26 protein-coding genes and 1 tRNA gene are annotated in these 26,354 nt (G+C 73.7%); 20 read left to right on the top strand and 7 right to left on the bottom strand.

Annotated elements, in window-relative coordinates:
- The first annotated feature begins 152 nt into the window (after positions 1-152).
- The 3 genes from MET2598_RS0120920 (at position 153) to MET2598_RS0120910 (ending at position 2,625) form a co-directional block, all read left to right on the top strand.
- Positions 153-476, top strand: coding sequence for a 2Fe-2S iron-sulfur cluster-binding protein (locus tag MET2598_RS0120920; protein WP_026190849.1), 324 nt, complete (start codon positions 153-155; stop codon positions 474-476).
- On the top strand, positions 473-1,723 hold the full coding sequence (locus MET2598_RS0120915) for an NAD(P)/FAD-dependent oxidoreductase (RefSeq protein WP_018262216.1): 1,251 nt from the start codon (positions 473-475) through the stop codon (positions 1,721-1,723). Before MET2598_RS0120920 ends, MET2598_RS0120915 begins: the two co-directional genes overlap by 4 nt.
- 101 nt (positions 1,724-1,824) lie before the next feature.
- On the top strand, positions 1,825-2,625 hold the full coding sequence (locus tag MET2598_RS0120910; protein WP_018262215.1) for an IclR family transcriptional regulator domain-containing protein: 801 nt from the start codon (positions 1,825-1,827) through the stop codon (positions 2,623-2,625).
- A 999-nt stretch (positions 2,626-3,624) separates the two neighbouring features.
- Here the strand turns inward: MET2598_RS0120910 and MET2598_RS0120900 are convergent.
- Positions 3,625-3,716, bottom strand: a tRNA-Ser gene (locus MET2598_RS0120900).
- Positions 3,717-3,882: 166 nt separating this feature from the next.
- Here MET2598_RS0120900 and MET2598_RS0120895 point away from each other — a divergent pair.
- Positions 3,883-4,230: a hypothetical protein gene (locus MET2598_RS0120895; RefSeq protein ID WP_012331305.1), complete on the top strand. Its 348-nt coding sequence runs from the start codon at positions 3,883-3,885 to the stop codon at positions 4,228-4,230.
- 155 nt (positions 4,231-4,385) lie between these two features.
- Here the strand turns inward: MET2598_RS0120895 and secB are convergent, their stop codons facing one another.
- Positions 4,386-4,892, bottom strand: coding sequence for a protein-export chaperone SecB (secB, locus tag MET2598_RS0120890; RefSeq protein ID WP_012331306.1), 507 nt, complete (start codon positions 4,890-4,892; stop codon positions 4,386-4,388).
- Positions 4,893-5,258: 366 nt separating this feature from the next.
- On the opposite strand from secB, the gene MET2598_RS0120885 reads away from it, so the two are divergent.
- The 4 genes from MET2598_RS0120885 (at position 5,259) to rho (ending at position 9,410) form a co-directional block, all read left to right on the top strand.
- Positions 5,259-5,972 carry a Tim44/TimA family putative adaptor protein gene (locus MET2598_RS0120885; RefSeq protein WP_026190848.1) on the top strand — a complete coding sequence of 238 codons (714 nt, stop codon included), beginning with the start codon at positions 5,259-5,261 and terminating at the stop codon, positions 5,970-5,972.
- A gap of 22 nt (positions 5,973-5,994) precedes the next feature.
- On the top strand, positions 5,995-7,209 hold the full coding sequence (gene mltA, locus MET2598_RS0120880; protein WP_018262213.1) for a murein transglycosylase A: 1,215 nt from the start codon (positions 5,995-5,997) through the stop codon (positions 7,207-7,209).
- Positions 7,206-7,763, top strand: coding sequence for a Smr/MutS family protein (locus tag MET2598_RS0120875; protein ID WP_018262212.1), 558 nt, complete (start codon positions 7,206-7,208; stop codon positions 7,761-7,763). The genes mltA and MET2598_RS0120875 overlap by 4 nt, the downstream gene beginning before the upstream one ends.
- A 336-nt stretch (positions 7,764-8,099) precedes the next feature.
- A complete protein-coding gene (rho, locus tag MET2598_RS0120870; RefSeq protein WP_012331310.1) occupies positions 8,100-9,410 on the top strand; it encodes a transcription termination factor Rho in 1,311 nt (436 codons plus the stop codon).
- 91 nt (positions 9,411-9,501) lie between these two features.
- On the opposite strand, the gene MET2598_RS38200 is transcribed toward rho, so the two are convergent.
- The 3 genes from MET2598_RS38200 to MET2598_RS0120855 all read right to left on the bottom strand — a co-directional run bounded on the left by MET2598_RS38200 (position 9,502) and on the right by MET2598_RS0120855 (position 15,253).
- Positions 9,502-12,483: a putative bifunctional diguanylate cyclase/phosphodiesterase gene (locus MET2598_RS38200; RefSeq protein ID WP_018262211.1), complete on the bottom strand. Its 2,982-nt coding sequence runs from the start codon at positions 12,481-12,483 to the stop codon at positions 9,502-9,504.
- A gap of 42 nt (positions 12,484-12,525) precedes the next feature.
- Positions 12,526-13,485 carry an NHL repeat-containing protein gene (locus MET2598_RS0120860; RefSeq protein ID WP_012331312.1) on the bottom strand — a complete coding sequence of 320 codons (960 nt, stop codon included), beginning with the start codon at positions 13,483-13,485 and terminating at the stop codon, positions 12,526-12,528.
- A gap of 307 nt (positions 13,486-13,792) precedes the next feature.
- Positions 13,793-15,253 (bottom strand): methyl-accepting chemotaxis protein, encoded by a 1,461-nt coding sequence (locus MET2598_RS0120855; RefSeq protein ID WP_018262210.1) that lies wholly within the window; start codon positions 15,251-15,253, stop codon positions 13,793-13,795.
- Between the two features lie 709 nt (positions 15,254-15,962).
- On the opposite strand from MET2598_RS0120855, the gene MET2598_RS0120850 reads away from it, so the two are divergent.
- From MET2598_RS0120850 to MET2598_RS0120795, 12 genes are all read left to right on the top strand, one after another.
- Positions 15,963-16,358 carry a hypothetical protein gene (locus tag MET2598_RS0120850; protein ID WP_018262209.1) on the top strand — a complete coding sequence of 132 codons (396 nt, stop codon included), beginning with the start codon at positions 15,963-15,965 and terminating at the stop codon, positions 16,356-16,358.
- Positions 16,355-16,735, top strand: coding sequence for a hypothetical protein (locus MET2598_RS0120845; protein ID WP_018262208.1), 381 nt, complete (start codon positions 16,355-16,357; stop codon positions 16,733-16,735). The genes MET2598_RS0120850 and MET2598_RS0120845 overlap by 4 nt, the downstream gene beginning before the upstream one ends.
- Before the next feature lie 122 nt (positions 16,736-16,857).
- Entirely contained in the window at positions 16,858-17,892 is a 1,035-nt protein-coding gene (locus MET2598_RS0120840) for an AAA family ATPase (protein WP_236728769.1), read from the top strand.
- Between the two features lie 11 nt (positions 17,893-17,903).
- A complete protein-coding gene (locus tag MET2598_RS0120835; protein ID WP_012331317.1) occupies positions 17,904-18,824 on the top strand; it encodes a DUF58 domain-containing protein in 921 nt (306 codons plus the stop codon).
- Entirely contained in the window at positions 18,811-19,293 is a 483-nt protein-coding gene (locus MET2598_RS0120830; protein ID WP_018262207.1) for a DUF4381 family protein, read from the top strand. The genes MET2598_RS0120835 and MET2598_RS0120830 overlap by 14 nt, the downstream gene beginning before the upstream one ends.
- A gap of 2 nt (positions 19,294-19,295) precedes the next feature.
- Positions 19,296-20,285, top strand: a complete 990-nt coding sequence (locus MET2598_RS0120825) for a VWA domain-containing protein (protein WP_012331319.1) — start codon at positions 19,296-19,298, stop codon at positions 20,283-20,285.
- Positions 20,282-21,205, top strand: coding sequence for a vWA domain-containing protein (locus MET2598_RS0120820; RefSeq protein ID WP_012331320.1), 924 nt, complete (start codon positions 20,282-20,284; stop codon positions 21,203-21,205). The genes MET2598_RS0120825 and MET2598_RS0120820 overlap by 4 nt, the downstream gene beginning before the upstream one ends.
- Positions 21,205-22,101, top strand: coding sequence for a tetratricopeptide repeat protein (locus tag MET2598_RS0120815; RefSeq protein ID WP_012331321.1), 897 nt, complete (start codon positions 21,205-21,207; stop codon positions 22,099-22,101). The genes MET2598_RS0120820 and MET2598_RS0120815 overlap by 1 nt, the downstream gene beginning before the upstream one ends.
- Positions 22,102-22,238: 137 nt before the next feature.
- A complete protein-coding gene (locus MET2598_RS0120810; RefSeq protein WP_018262206.1) occupies positions 22,239-23,438 on the top strand; it encodes a BatD family protein in 1,200 nt (399 codons plus the stop codon).
- A gap of 86 nt (positions 23,439-23,524) precedes the next feature.
- A complete protein-coding gene (gene bla, locus MET2598_RS0120805; RefSeq protein WP_018262205.1) occupies positions 23,525-24,394 on the top strand; it encodes a class A beta-lactamase in 870 nt (289 codons plus the stop codon).
- 130 nt (positions 24,395-24,524) lie between these two features.
- Positions 24,525-25,025 carry a Cys-tRNA(Pro) deacylase gene (gene ybaK, locus MET2598_RS0120800; protein ID WP_018262204.1) on the top strand — a complete coding sequence of 167 codons (501 nt, stop codon included), beginning with the start codon at positions 24,525-24,527 and terminating at the stop codon, positions 25,023-25,025.
- 44 nt (positions 25,026-25,069) lie between these two features.
- Positions 25,070-25,411 (top strand): hypothetical protein, encoded by a 342-nt coding sequence (locus MET2598_RS0120795; RefSeq protein WP_012331325.1) that lies wholly within the window; start codon positions 25,070-25,072, stop codon positions 25,409-25,411.
- A 31-nt stretch (positions 25,412-25,442) separates the two neighbouring features.
- Here MET2598_RS0120795 and MET2598_RS0120790 read toward each other — a convergent pair whose 3' ends face one another.
- Together MET2598_RS0120790 and MET2598_RS0120785 are read right to left on the bottom strand one after the other, a co-directional pair.
- Positions 25,443-26,075 carry an SCO family protein gene (locus MET2598_RS0120790; protein WP_018262203.1) on the bottom strand — a complete coding sequence of 211 codons (633 nt, stop codon included), beginning with the start codon at positions 26,073-26,075 and terminating at the stop codon, positions 25,443-25,445.
- A complete protein-coding gene (locus tag MET2598_RS0120785; protein WP_018262202.1) occupies positions 26,066-26,326 on the bottom strand; it encodes a hypothetical protein in 261 nt (86 codons plus the stop codon). Before MET2598_RS0120785 ends, MET2598_RS0120790 begins: the two co-directional genes overlap by 10 nt.
- Positions 26,327-26,354: the final 28 nt, after the last annotated feature.

Below are 26,354 nucleotides of genomic sequence, written 5' to 3'. Positions count from 1 at the left end.
CCGCGACAGACAATTTCGTTCAATCAACGAACATATGTTCATTATAGACCGGTTCAGGGGCTTTGCAAGCGCCTACCGGCCACGGACGCCCTTGCCGACCGATCCCGCATCTGCATAATAGACGAACTATAGTTCGTTAGATGGACATTTTCATGCCACGCATCGTTTTCGTGGGCTGTGACGGAGACGAGCACGCCGTCGAGGTGCCAGTCGGGGTCAGCGCCATGGCAGGCGCCATCAGGAACAATGTTCGCGGCATCGAGGCCGAGTGCGGCGGTTCGCTCGACTGCGCCACCTGCCACGTCTACGTCGATGACCGTTTCATCGCCCGGCTGCCCGAGCCGTCGGACATCGAGCGCGACATGCTCGCCTGCGTCGCTGCCGACCGTCGCGAGACCTCGCGGCTCAGCTGCCAGATAGTGCTGACGCCGGAACTTGAGGGCCTCACGCTCCACCTGCCGGAGGTGCAGTCATGAGGCACGGCAGCCCACTCGTGATCGTCGGCGCGTCCTATGCGGGCCTCCAAGTGGCAGCCTCGGCGCGAGAGGCGGGCTACGACGGCAGGATCATCCTCGTGGGTGCGGAGGATCGCCTGCCCTACCAGCGCCCGCCGCTCTCGAAGGGATTTCTCTCCGGTAAAGTCGGCGAAGCCGACCTTGCGCTACGGCCGGAGAGCTTCTTCGACGCGGCCCGGATCGAACTCGAACTCGGTGCCAGGGCCACCGCGCTCGATCCGGCATCGCGGTCGGTGTCGCTGTCGAACGGCCGCCACCTCACGTTCGGCTCTCTCGTCGTGGCGACGGGATCGCGGGCCAAGCGCCACCCCGCCCTCGACGGCCGGGCAGACAACATCTGCTCTCTCCGCTCACTGAACGATGCGAAGGTGCTCAGGGAGCATCTCTCGGCGGCGCGGGAGGTCGTCATCGTCGGAGGCGGCTTCATCGGGCTGGAGGTCGCATCGGCCATCCGTGGGCTGGGCAAGGAGGTCACGCTCCTCGCCGCGGGTTCACGCCTGCTGCCCCGCGCTGTCTGCGGCGAAATTGCCGGATTCCTGCTCCGGCTGCATCGCGCGCACGGCGTGAGGGTGGAACTCGACGCGGCGGTCGTGGGCGTGGAGGTTGCGGGGGATTACGTCCGGCAGGTCCGCGTGAGTAGTGGTCGGAGTTTTCCCTGCGACCTCGTCCTGGTCGGGGTCGGCGCAGATCCCGACGTCGCGCTCCTCGCGTCGGCCGGCATCTGCGGTCCCGACGGCGTTCCCGTCGATCCTTACGGCCGTACTGATCACCCAGGTATCTTTGCGGCCGGCGACTGCACGCTGCACTTCGATCGCTATGCGGGAACGATCCTGCGTCTCGAATCGGTGCAACACGCCATCGATCAGGCGAAGGTGGTGGCCGACGCCCTGGTGGGGGGCGATCGATCCTACGACGCCGTCCCCCGGTTCTGGTCCGACCAGTACGACGCGAAGCTCCAGATGGTGGGCCTCCCGCACGGGGCGGACCGACGCGTCCTGCGCGGGGCGCCCGAAGAGGGCCGCTTCTCCGTCCTGCATTTCTCACAAGGGCGCCTCGTCTGCGTCCAGGGCATCAACCGTCCCGCCGACGTGGCGGCGGGACGTCGACTCCTCGCTGCGGGACGCTCGCCGCCGCCGGCTCTCGCCGGCGACCGGTCCCGCGACCTCGCCGATTTCCTCGCGGACGAGGCGCCGCGCGCGAGCGCGTGACGATCCGGCACGGGAGACCGGACGCGGCTCTTGCCAGGTCAGGCGGGGCCGCGCACAGGGGGCCAGCCCGTCGATCCGGGTGCTGCATCAGAGACGGTACCATGCCGCGTGTCAGACGTTCCGAGACAGACCAGCAACTCGTCGACGAGCACGGGCCGGACTTCTCCGAGGCGTTGGCGCGGGGATTGCGCGTGATCTCGGCGTTCGGCCCGGAGCGCCGATTGATGACGCTGGCCGATGTCGCGCGGGTCGTGGACCTGCCGAGGGCCACGGTCCGGCGGGCGCTCTACACCCTCGATTGCCTCGGCTACGTCAGGTCGGATGGGCGGCTGTTCCAGCTCACGCCCAAGGTCCTGTCCCTCGCCACCGCATACCTGGCATCCAATAGCCCGTCCGCGACGCTGCAGCAGGCTGTCGAGCAGCTCTCGGCCCAGCTTAACGAAGCCTGCTCCGCCGCGATCCTGGACGGCGACGACATCGTGTTCATCGCGCGCGCCGGGCCGACCCGGATGCTCGGCGTCGGCGTGGATGTGGGCTACCGGATCCCAGCCTATTGCAGCTCCATGGGTCGGGTTCTCCTCGGGGGCCTCGATGACAAGGATCTTGCCGCGTTCCTGGACCGCATCCGGCCCGAGCCGCTGACGCCGCACACCCTGGTTGATCGCGCGGCCCTCCTGGCCGCCATCCACCGCGACCGGGAGCGGGGCTACTCCCTTGTCGATCAGGAGGCTGAGGTCGGGTATCGATCCCTCGCGGTGCCGGTGAAACGATACGACGGGCGGATTGTCTGTGCCCTGAATGCCGGGGCGAACGCAGACCGGGTCGCGGTAGATCGCATGGTAGAGAGTTTCTTTCCTGTCCTGCGCGATGCGGCCACAATTCTTGGACCACAGATGATCTGAGGGAATGCGCGTCGAGAAGCGAGGTCTGCTGTCGGGTGGGGAGCGGCCATTCCGGCAGCATCAGCTGAAGGTCTGGAAGTGGCGCATAGCCGAACAAGGCCGACGCGAACTCCTGACCGCGATCGGGTGAGAAGGTGGCTTCCCTGACGGTGGGATATAGGCACGCTCTGCAGAGGGCTGGGGCGCGTGGCGTTCAGGTCCGGACCGTTGTGATCAGCGGCCCGGCCCCGACGATCTGGATCATCCGCTTCCTTGAGAAGTGGTCAGCACGCAGCGTCGTCGCGCAGCTGCTTAGCTCGATGTTGGCCATTCAGGCGGCGTGGCAGAGGACGGTGGTCCAGGGCGCTGGTAGGTGGGAGCGGAGTTTCGTTGGGAGGCTTCGGTAACGTGATGTTGCCGAAGCCGGCTCGCGCCAGATTGCGCCTTGCGCGGCGGCCAATGCACGCGCGAAGGTCGGACGCGGTTTGAAGTACCGAGCTGCGGTTGCGGCGCATCGCCGCCTGTGAGCCGGCGGCCGGGTGGCCAGCAGCGTGACGATCGAGGACAGGGCGAGCCGGCAGGGCCCCGCGCGGGCCGTCACCTTGTCCGACCATCGCCGAGGGTAGCGACGCCAAGACGGGCACGGACCTCCTGGAAGGTGATGCAGCCGCTCCAACAGCGCATGGACCACGCTACGCGATCTGCAGATCTGCACTGGAGCCTGGATCGGGTCGGTGCAGAACACGTCTCGGTCAAGCGCCCCTTGCCGCGGATCCACGCCGTCGCGCTGGAGCGCGCTGTGGCTTGCGTCGCCCGCCTGCGTGTCGTGCGGCGAGCCAATGTACCGCCTTGAAGGCGGCACCTGATTGTCCGTCAGGCGACGTGGGGTGCCCCGGCCCGTGCTCGACGAGGTTCGCGCCGGTTCGCTGGGATCCGTGCACCGCATTGGGGTAATAGTTGGGGCAAGCGCAACAAGCGCCCCTAAAAAACACCTTCCTTCAAAGGCTTACGCTCAAGGCTTGGCGGAGACGGAGGGATTCGAACCCTCGAAGCCCCTTTCGGGGCTTGCTCATTTAGCAAACGAGTGCCTTCAGCCGCTCGGCCACGTCTCCCTGCCGGATCGCTCTAGGAAATCGGCGGGATCCGGTCAACCCGGATTCGCCGGCCGGCGGGACGGATCTGAGGAGCCGAGCGCCCCGGGACCGCCGGCCCGCCGCGTCAGGCCATCCTTAACGAAACCTGTCTAAACCCCGGCGGGTCGATAGGGGATCGGGAGGGATGCCGGTGAGCGCCTGGGTGCCGAAGGAACTCGCCGCACGGTTGAGCGAACTGCCGCGTCGCCCCTGCGCCCTCAGCGAGGCGGGGCACGAACCCCATCGTCCGGTCTTCGCCGAGATCCTCGACCGGACCGGCCACGGGACCGGTCACTTCGTGCGCCTGCCGCAGAGCATGGTCGAGATGATCGCCCGCGAGGCCCGCACCGCGCCGGACGCCAAGGCGCCGCCCCGGGCGGAGGGCCCGCCCGAGGCTCACGGGCCTTCGGAGGGCGTCGGGGCCGGGGAGCCGGCCGCGGCGAAGCCGGCCGGGGCCAAGCAGAAGAAGCGCCGCGTGCGCGGCGGCGCGTGACCTCGCGCACCGACGCGGCGCGGCCGCGATCCGCGGCGGTGTTCCAAGATCCGCCGCGGCGCGTCGGCGCCCGACGCGGTCCCGGCGGGCGAGGAGACCCGCCCCTCCGCCGGGCTTCCCCGGGCGCGCCCCGGTCCGCCGTCCCGCCAGTCCGGTCAGACCAGCGGCTGGCCGGCCTGCGCCTGCGCCTCGGCGGCCTTCTGGCGGTAGAGGCCCACGAAGTCGATCGGGTCGATGTAGAGCGGCGGGAAGCCGCCGTTGCGCACCGCATCGGCGATGATCTGCCGCGCGAAGGGGAACAGCAGGCGCGGGCACTCGATCATCACGGCCGGATGGATCTGGTCCTGCGGAATGTTGCGCAGGCGGAAGATCCCCGCATAGGTGAGTTCGAAGGCGAACAGAACGTCCGTGCCGATCTTGGCGTCGCCCTCGAGATGCAGGTCCACCTCGAAATCCGCCTCCGCGAGCTGGCGGGCGTTGACGTTCACCTGAATGTTGATCTGCGGCCCCTGGCCGGCCGGCGGCTGCAGCGAGCGCGGCGCGTTCGGGTTCTCGAAGGAGAGATCCTTGGCATATTGCGCGAGCGCGTTCAGGGCAGGCGTGAGGTCGTCGGGCTGCGCCGCGGCGCCACCGTTGCCGTTCGGGAACGGAGAATCGGCCATGGTGGATGTATCCTTCGAGAATCGTGTGGGCGGAACCGGACTGGGGCCGCGCTGGCGCGAAAAGCCGCGCGCGCTCCGGCCGCGAAGCCGCTATCATGCCCGCCTTGCTCGAACAAGCGCGGGGGGCGCGTCATCCCGGCAGCCTGTCTTCCCCTGCGTCACGCGGGCGGTCCCGCGCGAGAGCCCCCCGCCCGCGCCTGGAAGCCGCGGGCCGCCCCTCCCATATGGAGGAGGGGCCTGGTGCGGGATGCCGCGCCGGCCTCGGCCCGGCGTGCGGCTTGCCTTCGACGGGGGCCGATGCCAAAGCCGCCAGGCAGGCCCTGAGGCCCGGGCGGAGCGCGAGCCGCCGCCACGATCGGATCGATGATGCAGGACTCCCTCGACCTTACGACCCTCATCTTCCTCGGGCTTGCGGTCTTCGTGATCTGGAAGCTGCGCGCGGTCCTCGGCCAGAAGACCGGCCACGAGCGGCCGCCGTTCAACCCCCTGGTGCGCCGGCGGGAGGAGCCGCCGCCCGCCGCCCGCGAGGACAACGTGGTGCGGCTGCCGGCCGGCGGGGACCGGACCGCGGCCGCCCCCGTCGCCACCGTGCCGCGCAACTGGAAGGGGGTGGTCGAGCCGAACTCGGCCGCGGCGCGGGGCCTCGACCTCGTGCTGCAGCAGGAGCCCGGCTTCGACCCCCGCGCCTTCACGGACGGGGCGAAGATCGCCTACGAGACCATCGTGATGGCCTTCGCCAAGGGCGACCGGCGCACGCTCAAGAGCCTGCTCTCGCGGGAGGTGGCCGAGGGCTTCGAGCGGGCGATCCAGGCCCGCGAGCGCGCTGGCCAGAGCGTCGAGACGACCTTCGTGTCGATCGACCGGGCCGAGATCGTCGGCGTCGACCTGCGCAACCGCGTCGCCCAGATCACCGTGCGCTATCTCTCGAAGCTGATCACCGCCACCCGCAACGCGCAGGGGGCGGTGGTCGACGGCAGCCCGGACACGGTCGTGGACGTGACCGACGTCTGGACCTTCGCCCGGACGCTGGGCAGCCGCGACCCCAACTGGCAGCTCGTCGCCACCGAAGCCGGGCAGTGAGGGCGGGGCGGGGCCTCTCGGCATGCCACCGCGACCGGCCCTGCCCGCCCTCCTCCCGGGCCTCGTCCTGGCGGCGTGCCTCGCCGCGCCCGGGGCGCGGGGGCAGGCTCTGCGCGTCGGCGAGGCCGTGCTCGAACCGGTGGCGCTCGCGAGCCTGCCGGGCTTCGGCGCCGACGATCTCGGGCAGGCGCTCGCCGCCTTCCGCGCCTCCTGCGCGCAGGAGAGCCGCGCCGTCCCGGCCGAGGGCGGGCCGGGGAGCCCGAGCCAGGACCTCGCGGCTTCCTGCGCGGCCGCGCCGCGGGAGGCCGCCGCGGCGCGGGCCTTCTTCGAGAGCCGCTTCACCGCCTACCGCGTCACCCGGCCGGGCCGCGAGGATCCGGCCGAGCGGCGGGCGGGCTTCCTCACCGCCTATTTCGAGCCGGAACTGCCGGGCTCCCCGGTCCCGACCGCCGAGTTCCCCGTCCCGGCCCTCGCCCGGCCGGACGACCTCGTCTCCTTCGCGCCCGGCGAGACGGCGCCCGGCCTCGACCCGGCGCTGCGGGCCGCCCGGCGCCTCGACGGCGGCTACGGGCCCTATCCCGACCGGGCCGCGATCGCCGACGGGGCGCTCGGCGACCGGGCCCGCCCGCTCCTCTACCTGCGCGACGAGGTCGACCTCCTGCTGCTCCAGGTCCAGGGCTCGGGCCGGGTGCGCCTGCCGGACGGGCGCGCTCTGCGCCTCGCCTATGACGGGCGCAACGGCCAGCCCTACACCTCGGTCGCCCGGCTCCTCGTCGCGGAGGGGCACCTGCCCCTCGAAGGGCTGACCCTGGAGCGCTGGACCGGCTGGATGCGCGCGCATCCGGAGACGGCCCGGCGCCTGATCCGCCGCAACGCCGCCTACGTGTTCTTCCGCCTGGAGGAGGTGCCCCCGGACGCGCCGGGCCCCCGCGGCGGGGGCGGGGTGCCGCTCACGCCCGGGCGCAGCCTCGCCGTCGACGCCGCGCTCTGGCGCTACGGCCTGCCCTTCTGGCTCGAGGGGAGCCTGCCGCGGCCCGAGGGCGGGCGCGAGCCCCTCGGCCGGATGGTGATCGCCCAGGATACCGGCACCGCCATCGTCGGCCCCGCCCGCGGCGACCTCTATCTCGGCACCGGCGCGGAGGCGGGCCGCGCGGCGGGCCTGGTGCGGGAGGCGGTCGGCTTCGTCGTGCTGCTGCCGCGGCTCCCGGGCGGGGCGATGCCGGAGCCGGTCCGGTGACCGGCCCGCGACGCCCGCGCGAGCGGCGCCTCACCGCGGACGAGCGCCGGCTCTGGGCGGAGATCGCCCGGCAGGTCACGCCGCTCCAGGGCCGCGCGCTGCCGCCCGAGCCGCCGCCCCTCGCCGCGGCGCCCTCCCCTCCCCCGCCCGCCGCCCCGGAGCCGCCGCCCCCCGCGCCGCCGCGGCCCAGGCCCGCCCTGCCGCCCCTCGCGCCGATCGAGCGGCGGGTGCGAACCGCCCTGCGGCGCGGCGCGCGGCCGGTCGACGCGGTGATCGACCTGCACGGGCTGCGTCAGGGCGAGGCGCACGCGGCACTCGTCGCCTTCCTGCACCGCTGCCGCGGGGCGGGGCACAGCCTCGTCCTCGTGGTGACCGGCAAGGGAGCCCTCGGCGACGATCCCTTCGCGGAGCGCGGTGTCCTGCGGCGCAGCGTGCCCCATTGGCTGCGCCTGCCGGACCTGCGCGGCCTCGTCCTCGGCTTCGAGGAGGCGGCCCACCACCACGGCGGCAGCGGCGCGCTCTACGTGCGCCTGCGCCGCCGCGGCGCGCTCTGAGGCCGAATCCCCAGCCGAAGCGAGGCGAAACCGACCGATGTGAATGCGCCCGACGCGCCCCGCGCGCGTGATGGCGCCGGCGGGCCGGCCCCGCCGCCCTTTTCCCGGACAGGGTCTTGAGTCCAGCACCAGAAACCGCTACATAAAGGCACTCCCTCCTAAAAGTCAGGTCACGTCGCTCGCGAGCCACAGGCTCACCCATCGTGACCTTCCGGGACAACGGGCAAAGCTCCGCGGCCGGTCTTCCGGTCCAGGCACAAGCCCCGCTCGGGCCGCTCCGGCCGAGACGATCCTGAGATGACACCTCCCCGCACTGCTCTCACACCCCGATAGCCGATGATCGAAGACACCATCGCCCCCGTCGAGACCTTCACGCCCCCCATGCGGGAGGTGAAGCTCCAGGACCTGAAGTCGAAGACGCCGACCGAGCTGATCGCCTTCGCCGAAGAGGTCGAGGTCGAGAACGCCTCGACCATGCGCAAGCAGGAACTGATGTTCGCGATCCTGAAGCAGCTCGCTGCCAAGGACGTCGAGATCATCGGGGCCGGAACCGTCGAGGTGCTGCAGGACGGATTCGGCTTCCTGCGCTCCTCGGATTCCAACTACCTGCCGGGGCCGGACGACATCTACGTGTCGCCGACCCAGATCCGCCGCTTCGGCCTGCGCACCGGCGACACCGTCGAGGGGCCGATCCGGGGTCCCAAGGACGGCGAGCGCTACTTCGCGCTCCTGAAGGTGAACACCATCAATTTCGAGAACCCGGACAAGATCAAGCACAAGGTCCATTTCGACAACCTGACGCCGCTGTTCCCGACCCAGCGCTTCAAGCTCGAGCTCAGCGAGCCCACCCGCAAGGACTTCTCGCCGCGGGTGATCGACATCGTCTCGCCGATCGGCAAGGGCCAGCGCGCGCTGATCGTGGCGCCGCCGCGCACCGGCAAGACGGTGCTGATGCAGAACATCGCCCAGTCGATCACTATCAACCACCCGGAATGCTACCTGATCGTGCTGCTCATCGACGAGCGGCCCGAGGAGGTCACCGACATGCAGCGCTCGGTGAAGGGCGAGGTGATCGCCTCCACCTTCGACGAGCCGGCGACCCGCCACGTGCAGGTGGCCGAGATGGTGATCGAGAAGGCCAAGCGCCTCGTCGAGCACGGCCGCGACGTGGTGATCCTGCTCGACTCGATCACCCGCCTGGGGCGGGCCTACAACACGGTGGTGCCGTCCTCCGGCAAGGTGCTCACCGGCGGCGTCGACGCCAACGCCCTGCAGCGGCCCAAGCGCTTCTTCGGCGCGGCCCGCAACATCGAGGAGGGCGGGTCCCTCAGCATCATCGCGACCGCGCTGATCGACACCGGCTCGCGCATGGACGAGGTGATCTTCGAGGAGTTCAAGGGCACCGGCAATTCCGAGATCATCCTCGACCGCAAGGTCGCGGACAAGCGCACCTTCCCGGCCATCGACATCACCCGCTCGGGCACCCGCAAGGAGGAGCTGCTGGTGCCGCCCGACACCCTCAAGAAGACCTACGTGCTCCGCCGCATCCTCAACCCGATGGGCGTGACCGACGCGATCGAGTTCCTGCTCGACAAGCTGCGGCAGACGAAGAGCAATCAGGACTTCTTCGACTCGATGAACACCTGATCGGGGCCGCCCCGGCCTCCGGTCGGGGAGCGGAGGCGAGCCGTCGGGCCGCCCGCGAGGCGGGCCGTCAGGCGGCCCGCGAGGCGGGCGGTCAGGCCGCCCGCGGCACGAAGATCGCGCCGGCTTGCTCCAGCATCGCCCCGACCTCGGCGGCGGGGCGGGGCCGGCTGATCAGGAATCCCTGCACCTCGGTGCAGCCCTCCGCCCGCAGCTTCTCGAGCTGGCGGTGCGTCTCCACGCCCTCGGCCGCCGTGGTCATCCCGAGGGCGTGGCTGAGGCCCGTCACCGCCCGCACGATCGCGGCGGAATCCGCCTTGGTCTCCAGGTCCTGCACGAAGAAGCGGTCGATCTTGATCTTGTCGAACGGGAACCTGCGCAGGTAGCTCAGGCTCGAATAGCCGGTCCCGAAATCGTCCATCGAGATGCGCAGGCCGCTCTCGCGCAGGGCGTGCAGCGTCGCCAGGGTCTCGTCGGTGTCCTGGAGCAGGACCGTCTCGGTGATCTCCAGTTCCAGCCGCCCGGGCGGCAGGCCCGACGCCTCCAGCGCGGCGGCGGCGTCCCGCACGACGGCCCGCTCCCGGAACTGCAGGGCCGAGAGGTTCACCGCGACCTTGACGTCCGTCGGCCAGCCGGCGGCGTCCCGGCAGGCCGTCTCCAGCACCCACGCCCCGACCTCGCGGATGAGGCCGAGTTCCTCCAGGAGCGGCACGAACCCGTCGGGCGGCACGGGGCCGCGGTGCGGGTGCGTCCAGCGCAGCAGCGCCTCGAAGCCGCTCACCCGGTTCGTCCGCAGGTTCAGGAGCGGCTGGTAGTGGAGGTGGAACGCCCGCTCCCGCACGGCCTGGCGCAGGTCGATCTCCAGCGCGCGCCGCTCCTCCATCTGCGCGCCCATCGCGGGCTCGAAGAACCGGTAGGCCCCGCGCCCGTCGCCCTTGGCCCGGTACAGGGCCATGTCCGCGCACTTCATCAGCCGGTCGGGGGCGGTGCCGTCGGCCGGGGCCAGGGCGATGCCCACGCTGGTGCCGACCACCACGTGGTGGCCCATGAGCGCGTAGGGCCTGCCGACCTCGGCGATGAGCCGGCCGGCGAGGTCGCTCGCGCCCGCCGGCTGGTCCGGCCCCACCTGCACGATGGCGAATTCGTCGCCGCCGAGCCGCGCGACGAGGTCCTGGGGCCGGAGGCAGGACTGGATGCGCCCGGCCACGGCCTGCAGGAGCGCGTCGCCGACCGGGTGGCCGAGCGTGTCGTTGACGGCCTTGAAGTGGTCGAGGTCGAGGTAGAGCACCGCGATCGCGGCCTGCGCGCCGCGGCCGTCGAGGGCGGCGACCAGGGCGGCGGTGAAGCGGGCCCGGTTGGGAAGGCCGGTCAGCACGTCGTGGTAGGCCAGGAAGGCGATCCGCTCCTCGGCCCTGCGCCGTTCCGTGATGTCCTCGTGGGTCACCACGCAGCCGCCGTCCGGCAGGGGCTGGAGGCTGACCGCGATGGCGCGCCCGTCCGCGAGCTCGTCGATGCGGACGTGGGCCTGCCCGGTGCGGTGGGCGGCGAGCCATTCCGCCGCGTCCAGCTGGCCCGCCTTGAGCTGGCACCCGCGCGCGATCCGCGCCGTCAGGAGCGCCGTCAGGCTGGTTCCGGGCCGCACCTCGTCGGGGGCGTGGCCGTACATCGCGCGGTAGCGCTCGTTGGCGATGATGAGCCGCCCGTCGGGGTCGAACATGCACAGGCCCTGCGACATGTTCGCGACCGCCGCGTCCAGGCGTTCGAACTGCAGCCGGATCTCGGCCTCCGAGGCCGCGAGCAGCTGCTGGCGGGCCTGCCGCACCTCGCGCAGCATCGTGTCGAAGGAACGGGCGAGGATGCCGAACTCGTCCGCGCGGGCACCCAGGGCCGGGTCCACGGCGACGTCCATGCTCTCGGGCCGGACGTCGAGGACGCCCTGCGTCAGCCGCGCCAGCGGCCCGGTCACGGCGGCGGCGAGGCGAAGCGCCAGCACCGTGCTGGCCAGGACGGCGAAGCCGGTGAGCGCCAGGATGATCAGCTTCGCCCGGTGCACGCTCGCGCCCGCCTCGGTGCGGGCGGCCTCGTTGCGGCTCCTCACCGCCCGGTCGATCCGGGCGATCAGGCCGTAGAAGTCCCGCTCCAGCGCTTCCAGCCTGCCGCGCCCATCGGCGAGCCCGGCATCGAGCGCCAGCCTCCAGCCGTGGGAGGCGAGCGCCCCGTCCTCGCGCAGCAGGGACGCCTCGAGGGCGACGAAGGTCTGGCTCAGGGCGGCGAGCTCGGCCTCCTCCTGGCCGAGGACGCGGACCCGTCCCGCGAGCTGGCGGAGGCTCACGCCGGCGCCGCGCAGCCCGGACTCGATCCGGCGCCGCTCGGCGGCCAGCCGCTCGGGATCGGTCTGGGCCAGCGCGGTCGCGGCGGCGTTGCGGATCTCGCTGCTGAGGCGGACCAGCCGGTAGACCGTCTGCAGCGTCGGGAAGGTGCCGGTCATCGTGGCCGTGAAGCGCTCGCCCAGGCTCTCGACCGTCGCCCGTCCCGTCTGGGCCTCGACCTTGGCCTCGTCCTCGCTGCGGGCCATCGCGATCTCGGCCAGGGCGGCCATGCGCACGAGCTTGGCGTCGATCTGCTGCTGCTGCGCGAGGGCCTCCCGCGCCCGCGCCTCGGTCGCCGCCAAGACCTCCTCGCGGCGGCGGTGCGCGGCGATCAGGTCGAGCGACAGGCGCGTGAAATCCTGCGCGTTGCGGGTTCCGCGCGCGATCAGCTCCGGCTCCAGCCACTCGCGCCCGAGCGAACCGATGCGCCCGAGGCGCCGACCCGCATCCTCGCCCATGGCGCGCAGGATCGGGCTGCCGTCCGGCTCGCGCCGGCCGTGGCCGATCTCCGCCAGGAACACGCCGCTCATGCGCTGCACCTCCTCGACCAGGGCGGTGCTCTCGGCGAGGAGCGGGGTGGCCACCTCCGAGAAGCGCGACACGCTGGCATCGACCCGGCCGAGGAAGAGCAGCCCCACCGCCCCGCAGCCGCCGCAGAGGGCCGCCATGGCGAGCAGGCTGACGAGAAGCTTGGTCCTGACGTTCATCTGCCGCCCCGGCGGTCCATCACAGCCTCTCGGGAAGGGACCTCAGTGGCTCGGCGCGCCGACGCGCCTGAAGACCTGGATGCGGAAGTTGCCGGTATCGGCCACGTAGACGAGGCCGGTGTCGCGGTCGACCAGAACCCCGTGAAGGTTGGAGAAGGCCCCGGGAGCCGAGCCCGGCACGCCCCACATCCCGAGGAAACGGCCGTCCGGGCCGAGCACCTGGACGCGGCTGTTGCCGATCTCGCTGACGTAGACGTTCCCGTCGCGGTCGAAGCCGAGGCCGGCTGGGGAGCGGAACTCGCCCGGCCCCGTGCCGGTCCGTCCCCAGACCGCGAGCAGCCGGCCCTCCGGGTCGAACACCTGGAGCCGGTCGTTGCGCAGGTCCGTGACGAAGAGGCGGCCGTCGGGCGAGACCTTGGCGGCCTCCGGGGAGTCGAACTCGCCCGGCCCCGCGCCCCGGCGGCCGAACGCGCGGACATGCGCGCCGTCGAGGTCGAAGACGCTGACGCGGTGCGTGCCGGCCTCCGGCACGAACAGCCGGCCGCCATGGATGTCCATGAACTCCGAGCGCATCGTCTGTCCCGCGCCGGCCCCGTAGCCGCCGAAGGTGACCAGCCAGCGGAAGGCCGGATCGTACTTCTTGATGAACCCCGACGCGTGATCGGCGACGAAGACGTTGCCGGCCTCGTCGACCGCGATGCCTTCCGGCCGTTCGAGATGGTGATCCTCGTCGCCCCTGCCGCCGAACCGGCCGAGGAATCGGCCGGTCGTCTTGTCGAAGGCCTGGACCCAGGCATGGGCGGCGTCGGTGGCCAGGATCCTGCCGTCCCGCGTGAGGGCGAGATCCTCGACATACTCGAATTGGCCCGCCTCCGTGCCGCGCGTGCCGATGCTCGCGATCGGCTCGAATTGCCAGGGGGTCCCGGACGACCGCGCGGGCCCGCCACCGCACGCGATCAGGGCGGCTGCGGCAAGCGTGCGGGCGAGGCGAGTCACGTTCATCGAGGGCGAACTCCGGCGTCGGTCGCGGCGGGGATGCGTGGATCACGCGGATCGTGGCAAGTTCAGCGTCGCGGACCGAGCGTCACTCCAGAACAATCGACGCCGAGAGCGGGCGTGGAGCGATGAGGCGGCACGAGAACGGCCAGCCTCGCTCTTGGAGGCGCTCATTCGTCTGGCCTGGAGCCGATCAATCCGCATTTCATTACAGCATCCGAACATATGCCGCAAGGGCACGCGGGTGCGAGGACAGTTCAGGCGCGTCACCCGCCGGTCCCGGATGCCTGACGGGGTGGGACGCGGGGCGGCCTCATCCCGCCTTGAGGAATTTCTCAACGCTGCCGCTGAGGTCGGCCGAGTGCTCCGCGAGGTCGCCGGCGATCGCGCGGACCGACCCGGCCAGCTCCCCGGTCGAACTCGCGGCCGCCGAGACGCCCCCGATATTGCCCGACATCTCCTCGGTCGCGGCCGACTGCTCCTCGACGGCGCTCGCCATCGCCAGGGTGAGCTTCGACAGCTCGGCCACGGCCGTGGCGATGGTCTGGATCGCCTCGACGGCGTGGCCCGTCGAGGATTGGATGTCGGCGATCTGCCGGGTGATGTCGTCGGTCGCCTTGGCGGTCTGGCCGGCGAGCTCCTTCACCTCGCTCGCCACCACCGCGAAGCCGCGCCCGGCCGCCCCGGCGCGGGCCGCCTCGATCGTGGCGTTGAGCGCGAGCAGGTTGGTCTGGCTGGCGATCGACTTGATCATCCCCACCACCGCGTCGACCTTGCGGGCGTCCTCGGCCAGCTGGCGGACGGTGCTGTCGGTCGCCTCGGCCTGCTGGGCGATCTGCTGGGCGCGCTCGGAGACGCGGCCGACCTGGCCGGAGATCTCGCGGATCGAGTCGTTCATCTGCGACGAGGCGGTGGCCACCGAGCTCGCGCGGTCGCGGGCATTCTCGGCCGAGCGGCCGAGCCCCTCGGAGGTGTGCTGCATGCGCTCCACGGCGTCGCGCAGGGCGCCGACGACCCGCGCGACGTCGTCCGCCATGCGCGCCTGGGCGGTGACGATCGACCAGGTCAGCATCGGCCCCACATAGCTGCCGTCCGGGCCGTGGATCGCCGAGACGCGCAGCTCCAGCGTCTCCGGCCCCACCCGGATCTTGGTCCGGTACGGCAGGTGACGCGCGTCCTTCAGCATCTCGCGCTGATGGCGCGGATTCTTGTGGAACACGTCGATCGAGGAGCCGATCATGTCCGCGATCTTCACCGGCAGGTACTGCTCGATGGCGCCGAGCGTGCGCCGGGAGGTCTGGTTGAGGTAGTTGATCCGGAACTCGTTCTTGGGATCGGCAGTCATCACCGCGACCGGCATGTCGTCGATCATGGTCATCAGGCGGCTGACCTCGTCCTTCTTGGCGGTGATGTCGGAACCCACCTTGAGGACCCGCTCGATCCGGCCGTCCGGCCCGAGCACCGGGTTGTAGCTCGCCTCCAGCCAGACGCGGTGGCCGGCCTTGTTGACCCGCTGGAACTCGCCGGAGTGGAACTCGCCGGCCTTCAGCCGCGCCCAGAACCCCGCATAGGCGGGGCTCCCCGCGTAGGCCGGCTCGCAGAAGATGCGGTGATGCTTGCCCCTGACCTCGTCCAGGCCGTAGCCGACCACCGACAGGAAGTTCGGGTTGGCGTCGAGGATGGTGCCGTCCAGGTCGAACTCGATGCTGGCGAGGGAGCGATTCAGGGCGTCGAGCCGGGCCTGGGCGGGGTTGTAGGTCTTCTGGCGGAACATGGTCGTATCCTTCGGGCCGTCCGCTCCGGGCGGACCGTCTCGCGCAGCCGTGGTGAGCCGGGGCCGGCCGGGCCGGTCCCCGACGGGCGGTCCGCGGGCCCGGCGCGGCGCGGCCCCGAAGCATGGGGTGCCCTGCCGGCGCAGGTCCCAGCCCGGGCTCGCCCGCCGCTCACCCTGCAGACGCTAGTGAGAAACCGTTAATTTCACCTTTCCGCGACCGGGATATACCTGTCTAGCAACGCACTCATGCGGCTTAGACCTTGCGGTAGAGGTCTCGACCAATTTGACAGGATGCAACTTTTAGCAGCGTAAGGGTCTGGCCAATTGGCCGTCCGGGGGCTCGAGCAGCAGGGTCAGGAGCGGGTTGGACAGCGGCGGGCCTGAACGATGGCGTGGACGCGCTCGGTCACTCCGGGACGCCGCAGCGCGCCACGAGGAGACCCGCCGGGAACTCGTCCTGGACCACGGGTCGGCGGCACCAGGGCGACGCCCGCGCCCAACCGCGCGCAGCCGCAGCATGGCCATGGCGTCGACCTCGGCGCGGATGACCGGCGCGCGCCAGGACGTGGCCGAATACGGGACCCGCTTGATCATTCGGCGTCGCCACACAGATCTTTTACAAAACAGAACGAAACCGCTCAATATTTGAATTTCCTGAACGCCGTGATCCGGCATACCTGAAGGGTCGTCCGCGCCCGGGATGACCCCGATGTTCCGGCTCCTCGCTTGGATCCTCGCCGCCGCGCCGCTGCTGCTGCTGGCGGCCGTCGGTCGCCTGCCGGCCTCCCTCGCCAGTCCCTGCCCCGCGCGCCTGCTCCGTCTCGCGCGCGACCTGATCCTGCACGAGGCCTGCGAGCGCGCCGTGCGGCGGGAAATGATGAGCCGGCTCCTGGGATCCGCTCCCGGCGGCGGCCCCGCCCGGCACGCAGCCCGCAGCGACCTCGTCGAGAACCGCTGGATCCACCTCGTGCGGATCACGCCCGAGGGCCGCCTCATCCGCTACCGGGGCGGCGGCCTCTGGGAGCCGGACGCCGCCGCAGTCAGCGGCGTCCCCGAATCGGACGCCGCCGCGGCCGGGCGCGCGATCGAGGAGGCCCTGTCGTGAGCGCCCCCCCGATGCCGGCCATCCAGATCCTGTGGCGGGACCCCGACGGGCCGCCCGGCGGCGAGACGCTCCTCGACCTCTTCGCCCGCCACGAGATCGTCGAGGCGGATCTCGACGAGGCGATCGACCTGATCCTCGCCGATCCGGCGGTCGAGCGGATCGCGATCGGGGGCGCCTACCGGCTCGACATCCGCGCCGCGGTCGCCGGGAGCGTGCTCGCCCGCGCCGTGTTGTCGCGGCCGGACGCGTCCCGGGATTCCAGGCGGCAGGCCCTCCTCATCGCGCTGCTGCTGCATCGTCCCGAGCGGCTGCGGCCGGGCGAGGGCGCGCCGCCCGCCTCGCGAACACGTGTTGTCTTGGACTGGGGTCGGGATTGACGCGTGAGGGAAGACGCGGCCTCAATCCCCGCGAGAGCGGGCCGAGCGACAAGGCCCGCCCGAGGAGGCGGCCGGATGGTGGGGTGCGCGGGGCCACGAGCGATGCGCGGGCGCGGAACCCGATGAGGAACGCGGACCTCCCCGGGCCCGGAAGCCCGGTGCCGCCCGACGAGGGGCAGGCCGCGGGACGGGCCGAGGGACGGGCGCTGCGCGAGCGCGTCCTCACCCTCCGGGCCGGGCTCGAGGAGGGGCTGATCGGCTGCAGCGGGCTCGTCGAGCGCCTGCTGATCGGGCTCCTCACCGGCGGCCACCTGCTGATCGAGGGGGCCCCCGGCCTCGCCAAGACCCGGGCGGTGAAGCGCCTCGCGGACGGGCTGCATACCGGCTTCGCGCGCGTGCAATGCACTCCGGACCTGATGCCGGCCGACCTCACCGGCACCACGGTGTGGCGGCCCGATGGCGGGCGCTTCGAGTTCCTGGCAGGCCCGCTCTTCCACTCCCTGGTGCTGGTCGACGAGATCAACCGCGCCCCGCCCAAGGTGCAGTCGGCGCTCCTCGAAGCCATGGCCGAGCACCAGGTGACGGTGGCCGGCACCACCCATCCCCTGCCCGATCCCTTCATGGTCGTGGCGACCCAGAACCCGATCGAGCACGCGGGCACCTACCCGCTGCCCGAGGCGCAGCTCGACCGCTTCCTGCTGCACGTCGTCGTCGAGATGCCGGACGAGGCCTCCGAGCGGCGCATCCTCGACTTGGTCGAGGGGGAGATGAGCGCGGAGGTGGCGCCGATGCCCCTGCGCCTCACCGCCGAGGACCTGCGCGCCGCCCGCGCCGCCGCCCTCCGGACCTACGTCTCCCCGGCCCTCAAGGACTACCTGGTGCGGCTCGTGGCCGGGACCCGTAGCGAGAGCGCGGCGCCCGACCTGCGCGCCGCGATCGAGCACCCGGTCTCCCCCCGCGGCACCCTCGCCCTGATGATCGCCGGCAAGGCGCGCGCCTACCTGCACGGCCGCGACCACGTGGTGCCGGAGGACGTGGCGGCGCTGGCCGCCGACGCCCTCTCGCACCGCCTCGCGCTGACCTGGCGCGCCGCCGCCGAGGGCCAGACCGCCCGCGCCCTGGTGGCCGGGCTGCTCGACCGGGTGCGGCCCCTCTGAGGCCTCCCGCCGTGGCCCGCCCCTCCCCGCCCGACGATCCCCTGGCGCAGCCCGGCGTCGCGGTCGACGCGGCCGCCCTGATGGGCCTTCGCCACCTCGCCCGCCGGGGCGGCGGCCTCGCCACGCGCAGCCTCGTCGGCCTGCCGGGCGGGATCGTGACCCGGCGCCGCGGTCGCGGCTCCGAGCCCGACGACGTGCGCCCCTACGCGGAGGGGGACGATGTCCGCCACATCGACCGCAACGCCACGGCGCGGACGGGCGTCCTGCACACGCGCACCCACCATGAGGAGCGCGACCGGGCGGTGGTGCTGCTGGCCGATTTCCGGCCCTCCATGCTGTTCGGCACGCGGCGGGCCCTGCGCTCCGTGGCGGCGGCGGAGGCGCTCGCCCTCCTGGGCTGGCGCATCGTGGAGGATGGCGGGCGGATCGGCCTCGTGGTCGCCTCGACGGAGGCGGAGCCGGTGGTCCTGCGCCCGACCGGCGGCGGGCGCGGCATGGGGGCGCTCGCCGGCGCCCTCGCCCGGGCGCACGCGCTGGCGCTCGCCGCGCCCCCGGCGCGGGACCCGCCCCTGCTCGCCACCCTCGCCCGCGCCCAGACCCTGCTGCCGGCGGGGGGACACCTCGTGATCGCGAGCTCCCTGGATGAGCCCGGAGAGGGATTCGCGGCGGCCCTGACCGCGCTCGCCGAGCGGGTCTCGCTCAGCCTGATCCTGGTGAGCGACGCCTTCGAGCGCGCCCCGCCCCCCGGCCTCTACCCCTTCGCCACGCCGGACGGGCGCCGGGGCACCGCCGCGGCCGGGCGCGCCGCGCCGCCGCCCGACGACCGCCTCTCCCGCTGGGCGCGGGCCGGGCTCGAAGGCGTGCGGCTCGACAGCGAGGGCGGCCCGGAATCCTTCGCCCCGCTGATGGAGCGCCTCGATGCCGTGCTGTGACGACGGCGCCGCGCCGGCGCTGCGCGCGGCGCTCGCCGACCTGCGCGGCCTGCACGCGCCTCCCGACACGGGCGGCCTCGACCTCGCCGTCCTGGCGGCGATCGCGCTCGGCCTCGCGCTCGCCGCCCTGGCGGTCGCGGCGCGGCGCTTGATGAGCCGGCAAAGCACCCCCGTGCGGCGCGCCGCTCTGGCCGACCTCGCCGCCGCGCGCGGCCTCGACCCGCCCGCGCGGCTCTTCGCGCAGGCGCGCCTCGTGGCACGCCTCGCCCGGGCGCTCGGAGCGGAGGACGGGATGGGCGGGCGGTCGCCCGAGGACCGGGCCGTCGCCCTCGACCGCCTGTTGCGCACCGATTTCTTCACCGCGGGGCCCGGCCGGGCGCTGACCCGCGACCTCTACGCCCCCGCCGCGCCGGACCTCGACGCGGTCGATGCGGGGCTGACGCAGCTCCTTTCGCGGATCCGGGCCTGACCATGGCCTCCCTCCTCGGCGCCCTCCTGCCCGGCGGCTTCGACTTCGCGGCGCCCCTCGCCCTGCTCCTCCTGCCGCTGCCCCTCCTGGTCGCCCGCCTCGCGCCGCCGGAGCGGGCGGGCGGCGCGGGCGCGCTCCTGGTGCCGGACTCGATCATCGGCCGGATCGGCCGGGCCGAGGATCTGCGCGCGGCGGCCCGGCGGCGCCGGCTCCTCGCGGGACTTCTCTGGACCTGCCTCGTGGTCGCGCTCGCCGGGCCCCGGCTGGTGCTGCCGGCGACGGCCCTCCCGGCCTCGGGCCGCGAGATCATGCTGGCCCTCGACCTCTCGGGCAGCATGGAGCGGGTCGATTTCTCGATCGACGGGCGCAACGTCTCCCGCCTCGCGGCCGTCAAGCAGGTCGGGGCGGACTTCATCCGCCGCCGGGCCGGCGACCGGATCGGGCTCGTGATCTTCGCCGACCAGGCCGACGTGGCGGCCTCGCTCTCCTTCGACACCGCCGCGGTGGTGCACGCCCTGGAGGAGGCCCAGATCGGCCTCGTCGGCCGCTCGACCGGCATCGGCGACGGGCTCGGCCTCGCGCTCAAGCGCCTCGACGCCGCCACGGCGCGGGAGAAGGTGGTGATCCTGCTCTCGGACGGCGCCAACAATGCCGGCCAGACCACGCCGCACGACGTGGCGGGCCTCGCCCGCGACCTCGGCATCCGGGTCCACACCATCGCGCTCGGGCCGCGCGACCTCTCGGACGCGGACGGCGACCCCGACGTGGTCGATACCGAGGCCCTGCGGGACGTCTCGGCGACGAGCGGCGGGCGCTTCTTCCGCGTGCGCACCACCGACGACCTCGCGGCCGTGGCCGATGCCATCGACGAGGTCGAGGGCGGCCGCGCCAAGGCGCCGCCGGTGCCGCTGCGCCGCGACCTCTGGCCCTGGCCGGGCGGCCTCGCCCTCCTCACCGCCCTCTCGCTGCTGCTCGCGAGGCGCACGGCATGAGCGACGCCCTCACCCTCCTGCGCCCCTGGTGGCTCCTCGCCCTGCCGCTCCTCGGCCTCCTCGCGTGGCGCGCGGCGTTCCGGGCCGCCCCCCTGGGGGATTGGGTGCGGGCGATCGAGCCGCGCCTGCTCGCGGGCCTGACGGCGCGGGGCGCCGTCCTGCCCGGGCGGCGGCGGGCGGGCCAGGCCGCCCTCCTGGCCACCGCCGCCCTCCTCGCCCTCGCCCTCGCCGGCCCGGCCGTGCAGCGCGGCGACGCGGCGGGATTCCGCAACCTCGACGCCACGATCCTGGTGATGGACCTGTCCCGCTCCGTGGCCGAGGGCGGGCGGCTCGACGAGGTGCGGGGCGTCGCCCAGAGCCTCGCCGAGGCGGCCGGCACCCGGCAGGTCGCCCTCGTCGTCTACGCGGGCGACGCTTACCTGGCCGCGACGCCCACCACCGACCGGGAGGCCCTCGGCACCATCCTGTTCGCCCTCGACGGCGCCACGGTGCCGGACCGCGGCAGCCGCCCGGCCCGGGGCCTCGCGCTCGCCCGCCGCACCCTCGCGGAGATGGGCGCGGTCGGGGCGGACGTGGTGCTGGTCTCCGACGGGGGCGGCGTGGACGAGGCGGCCCGGCGCGAGGCGAGCGGCCTGTCGGGCGACGGCCACCGCCTGCACGCGCTGTTCGTGCCGACGCCGGCCCTGCCGCCGGAGGCGCCCCGGCCCGACCGGCCCGCCCTCGACCGCCTCGCCGCGGCGGGGGGTGGCGTCGCGGCCGACCTCGACGCGCCCGCCCCGGTCCTCGGCGCGGTCGGCGAGACCGCGGCCCGGCACCTCGCGGACGGGGGCCTCGCCGTGCTGGCCTGGCAGGATCTCGGGCGCTGGCTGCTCCTCGGGGCGCTGGCGCCCGCCCTGCTGCTGTTCCGGAGGGGGGCCTGATGGAGGCGGTCCTGCCCGCGATCCGGCCGCGCCGCCGCCCGCGCCCCGGGAGCGCGGCCCGCGCCCTGGCGGTCGCCGGGGCCCTCGCTGCGCTCGGCCTCCTCGCGGTGCCGCGGGCGAGCCTCGGGCGCGCGCTCCTCGCCGCCGGCCTGCCCGGCCTCGCCGTGCGGGTCGCCGACGATCCGGGCTGGCGCGGCACGGCGCTCTACGCGGCCGGACGCTACCGGGAGGCCGCGGAGGCCTTCGGGCAGGCGCGGGGCCGCGCCGCCGCCTACAATCGCGGCAACGCGCTCGCCATGGCGGGCGACCTCGACGGGGCGCTCAAGGCCTACGAGGCCCTGCTCGCGCGCGACCCCGGCAACGAGGATGCCCGCGCCAATCGCGACCTCGTCGCCCGCCTCCTCGACGAGCACCTCACCCTCGGCCAGCAGGCGGCGGGCGAGGCCAATGCCCGCGCCGACCAGACCACGCGCTACGACGCGAAGGCCACCAGCGACGAGAACGACCCGGGCAACGCCTCCTTCGGCGAGGGGCTGGCCGGCAACCGCGAGGCCTCGGCGGCCGCCGACGCGCCCGGCACCTCGAAGGCCTCGCGCACCGGCAAGGCCGAGCAGCGCGCCGTCGATCCCGGACGCGGGCGCGCGCGGGGATCGGCGAGCGACGCGGAGGGGGGCGGGCGCAGCGGCGCGGGCCTCGCCAGCGTCTCGCAGGTGGTCGAGCGGGAGGTCCGCCGCGTCTCGAAGAGCTTCGAGGCCAAGGAGATCCGCGCGGACCGGCACTGGCTCGCGACCATGACGGACGATCCGGGCCGCTTCCTCAAGCGCCGGCTCGAGGCCGAGCACCTGCGCCGCCAGGAGGCGGGCAGCGCCGTCCAGCCCGGGAGCAACCCGTGGTGAAAATGGTTAGCCGCGAAACTTATCTCGCGCAGGACGCGCTCGCCGGTCGGGGAACGCCGCGCCGCGCCGCAGGGGACCGGCGCCGGAGAGCGAGTTTGAGCCGGCTAATAAACGCGGCTGAGCGCGCGGCCGGCCTCGTGCTCGCGCTGCTGCTCGCCGGCCCGGCCCTGGCCCTCGACCCGGGCGACCTCACCCTCACGGTGACGCCCGAGACCGGCGGGAACGCCGCGCCTTTTCCGCGCGAGATGGTGCTCCTGCACATCCGCGGCACCTACCGCGCCCAGATCACCCTGGAGGATCTGCGCCAGCCCCCGCTGCAGAATTTCAGCTGGACCCAGCTCGGCCGCGACCGCTGGTTCAAGACCAGCATCGACGGCCAGGAGGCGCGCGGCTTCGAGCGGGTCGTGGCGGTGTTCCCCCAGCGCCCGGGCCTCTTCACCATCGAGCCCTTCGTGCATCACCTCACCCTCGTGGACGGCGGCGGGCGGCGGGTGGTCGACGTGCCCTCGGCGCCGGTCCCGATCGAGGTGAAGCCCTGGACGGGGCCGGGCGGACCCGACCAGAAGGACCCCTGGTGGCTGCCCGCCTCGGCGGTGGCGGTGACGGACGTGTGGAACCCCGAGCCCGAGACCCTCCGGGTGGGCGAATCCGCCCGCCGCACCGTGATCATCGAGGCGCGGGGCATGACCGGCGACGGGCTCCCGCCGCGCCCGATCATGCGCAGCCGGGGCGTGCTGACCTTCGCGGGCCCGACCGAGCGCCAGACCTTCATCACGCCCACCGGGCCGGTGAGCCGCGCCACCTACCAGTGGGACGTGCGCCCCGGCGTGGCCGAGCCGGTCACGCTCGCGGAGATCCGCGTTCCCTGGTTCAACACCGCGTCGCGCACCATGCGCGAGGCCGAGATTCCCGCCCGCATCGTCGGGAGCCGCGCCCGGGCGGAGCCCGACGAGGCCGACCTGCCGCCGCCCCGCTCCGCCTGGACGGCCGCGCTCGCCGGCACCCTCGCCTTCGGTCTCGGCGCGCTGTTGTTTGCCGGCTTCTTTTCGCGATCGGATCCCCGCGCCGCGACGCTGCGGGGCCTGAGGCGGGCCGCGCGGCGCGGCGACGCGCCGGCGTTCCGGGCATGCCTCGCCCGGGCCGACGCGGCGCTCGCCGCGCATTGGCGGCGCGATCCCGCCACGGCCGGCCTCCTCGCTTCCCTCGACCGGGCCCTGTTCGGGCCGGGGGCGGAGCCGCCGCCCGACCTGCGGGCGCTGGTGCGGGCGCTCGGGCGCAGCCGACCCCCGCCGCCGGCGTCGCCCGATCCCCTCGCCCGCCTCGACGGCGCCCGCTGACGGCCCCGGTTCGGCCACCGCGCCTGCACGGAACGGCCAAGGTTGCGCGGCAGCCTGTCGCCGTAACGGCCAGACGGAGCACCCGCATGCCCTGCCTCACCCGCCGCGCCGCCCTGATCGGCTTTCTCCTCCTGCCCCGGGCGCTGCGGGCCGCCGAGGGCCCCGGCGAGGCCGTGGCGCGCCTCGCGGCGCTCGAACGCCACGATGGCGGGCGGCTCGGCGTCACCGTCCGGGACACCGGGACGGGCCGGATCCTGTCCTACCGGGCCGACGAGCGCTTCCCCCTCTGCAGCACCTTCAAGGCCGTCGCCGCCGCGGCGGTGCTGGCCCGGGTCGACCGGGGCGAGGAGAGCCTGGACCGGCGCATGGCCTACGGTCCCGGGGACCTCGACGCCTACGCGCCGGAGACCCGCCGGCGCGTCGGCGAGGGCGGCATCGACCTGCGGGCGGCCTGCGCGGCGGCGGTGATCTGGAGCGACAACACGGCCGCCAACCTGATGCTGCGGGCCCTCGGCGGCCCGGAGGCCGTCACGGCCTTCGCCCGCGCGCAGGGCGACGCGGTCACCCGCCTCGACCGCACGGAGCCGAGCCTCAACACGGCGATCCCGGGCGATCCGCGCGACACGACCAGCCCCGCTGCCATGGCGGCGCTGATGGAGCGCATCCTGGTCGGGCCGGTGCTCTCGGCCGAGAGCCGCGCGCTCCTCCTCGGCTGGATGACGCAGAGCCCGACCGGCGCCGAGCGCCTGCGCGCCGGGCTCAGCCCCGGCTGGCAGGTCGCCGACAAGACCGGCACCGGCGCGAACGGCACCGCCAACGTGGTGGCGCTGGTGCGCCGGCCCGGCGGCGCACCGCTCGTGGCGAGCGTCTACCTCACCCAATCCCCCGCCCCGGCGGAGGCGCGCAACGGGCTCCACGCCGAGGTCGGCCGGCTCGTCGCGCGCACCTTCGCCTGATCCCGCCGCGCGATCGCCACGATCACGAGCGGATGTTCAGGACCGACACCCTCCAAGACCACCCGCCTCCAAGACCACCCGCCTCCAAGACCCACCCGCCTCCAAGACCCACCAGCCTCCAAGACCGCCGATGTCGAAGACCACCCGCGCCACCCTGGCCCTCGCGAGGGCGTCCGTGCCGCACGGCCTCCGCGCCTACGCCTACGATCCCGACGCGCCGCGCATCGGCCTGCAGGCGGCGGAGGCGCTCGGCGTCGCGCCCGAGCGGGTGCTGAAGACGCTGATGGCCCAGGTCGACGGCAAGCCGGTCTGCGTGCTGGTGCCCTCGGACCGCGAGGTCTCCCTGAAGAAGCTCGCCGCGGCCTGCGCCGGCAAGACGGCCGCCATGATGCGCCCGGCCGAGGCGGAGCGCCTGACCGGGTACCATGTCGGGGGCATCTCGCCCCTCGGCCAGAAGCGCCCCGTTCCGACCCTGGTGGAGGAGCAGGCCCTGCGCCACGAGCGGGTCTTCGTGAATGGCGGCCAGCGCGGCCTGCAGATCGAGATCGCCCCCGGCGACCTCGTGGCGGTGCTCGGCGCGCGCTCGGCCGCGCTCGTCGCCGCGGCCGAGGAGCCGGCGACGAAACGTTAACCCTGCGCGCGCAGGCTGCCGCCTCCCGGGCGGAGGAGGAATCGGTGAACGAACGGGGCGGATCCGCGAAGGCGGGCCACGCGGTCGCGCTCGGGCTCCTGGTCGGCCTCGCCCTGCCGGCGGGGGCGGCCGATCTCGCCGAACCAGCCTATCAGGCCGAGATCCGGTATTTTCCCTACGGCGACGACGGGGTGGTGCGGCGCGCCGCTCCGCCCCGGGTCGTGCTGGCCTGCCCGCCGGGGGCGGGCGTCACGCCGACGAACGGGCCGCTCGATCCGAGCTACGTCGGCTCGTCCCTCGGCCTCGGCAAGCCGAGCTATTACGGCCTGACCCCGCCGCCGGGGGTGGACGACCCGTACGGGCGGCGCCTCCGCGCCTGCCCGTGAGGGCCGGCGGGGTCACGGTCCTGCCGTGCGGTCACGGTCCGGCCTTGGCGAGCACGCGGGCGAGGCGGGCGGCGAGGGCCTCCGGCTCCGTCCCGACCGCGACCCGGTCGACGATCAGGCCGTTCTCGTCCACCAGCAGCACGGCGGCGCTGTGCGCGTAGGTGAAGTCGCCCCCGGGCAGGGCGACGCGCTCGGCCGTGATGCCGAAGCCCTCGATGGCCTCGTCGATCGCCGGACGCTCGCCGGTGAGCGCGACGATGCGCGGATCGAACCCGGCCATGTAGGCGGCGAGCGCGGCCGGCGTGTCGCGCTCCGGATCGACGGTGACGAAGTAGATCCGCAGCTCGGGGTCGGGGACGGCCCGCAGCGCGAGGCTGAGCTGGGCCAGCGTCGTCGGGCAGATGTCGGGGCAGTGGGTGAAGCCGAAGAACAGCCCGTAGGGCCGTCCCGTCAGGGCCTCCGACTCCACGCTCCGGCCGGACGGGTCCCGCAGCGCGAAGTGGCCGGCGAGCGGGCTGGCCGGAGGCGCGGCGCGGAGCGCCGGGCGGGCCGGGATCTCGGTCGCGGAGCCGGGCGCCGCCATCGCGCCGAGGAGCAGCGCGAGGGCCGCGACGCGGCGGGCGCGGCGCCGGATGGGGTGGGGTTGCGCGCCGGTCAGGGGCATTCGTCGCCGCTCCAGGTGTAGCCGCCCTTCGCCTCCCGGGCGATCGCCGCGCAGACGCTCTCCGGGACGGAATCCGTGCAGGTGCGCCCGCCGACCTGGTCCCTGACGCGGCAGGCTCCGGCGGCCGGCGCGGGCGGCTGCGCCGCCGTCCCGGTCTCGGCCCGATCCGGCCGGGCCTGCTGCGCGCGGGCGGCGCCCGCGGGAGCCAGCGCGAGCAGGGCTGCCGCGGCGATCCTGGCGATTTTCGACATGGTGCGCTCTCCGCTTCGGAGCCGGCGG

Source organism: Methylobacterium sp. WSM2598 (genome assembly GCF_000379105.1).
Lineage (GTDB): Bacteria > Pseudomonadota > Alphaproteobacteria > Rhizobiales > Beijerinckiaceae > Methylobacterium.
The sequence above is the reverse complement of the archived record's forward strand: the minus strand, read 5'-3'. Positions and strand labels throughout refer to the sequence as shown.